The organism is Shewanella scandinavica (genome assembly GCF_031932065.1).
In the GTDB taxonomy this organism is placed as follows: domain Bacteria; phylum Pseudomonadota; class Gammaproteobacteria; order Enterobacterales; family Shewanellaceae; genus Shewanella; species Shewanella baltica.
In genome coordinates, this window is the sequence record NZ_JAUOES010000070.1 from 1 (window position 1) to 539 (window position 539).

The following is a 539-nucleotide window of genomic DNA, read 5'->3' on the forward strand; positions in this document are numbered from 1 at the left end:
GTCACCATCAATGGCGTGGTCTACACCACCGCCAACGGCTTGGTGATTGATGCCAGCGGTAACTGGAGTGTTGACCTGACTGGCACCGTGCTGCCTGATGGCACCTACCCCGTCAGCGCTACCGTCACCGACCTGGCCGGCAACAGCAAGACTGTTACCCAAGATGTAGTGATTGACACTCAATCTGCTGCCGTACCGACAGTCACGATTGATGAAGACTTAAATAACGATGGCTTCATTAACACAACCGAATTAACAGGACCGGTAAATATCACCGTTACTGTAGGACTTGGCACCTCGATCGGTGATTTATTAATAGTTAAAGATCAGGCTGGTAACACCTTATTTAATGGGCTAGTCACTCAAGAAATTTTAAATAATGGCTTACAACTCGAAATCATCGCTCCAGCCATCGGTACTAATCTAGTAATCACGGCTGTTGTTACTGATCAAGCAGGAAATAGCACTTCTGGACAAGATCAGGCTAGGCTGACAGATTCAGCAGATGACAGCAAAATCGTCGTTGAGGACACTGTCGC

Annotated in this window: 1 protein-coding gene; it reads left to right on the top strand. The window is 47.7% G+C overall.

Annotated features, from left to right (window positions below):
- Positions 1 to 539: Ig-like domain-containing protein (locus Q4Q50_RS22350; protein WP_311901230.1), on the top strand; the 539-nt coding region annotated here is incomplete at both ends.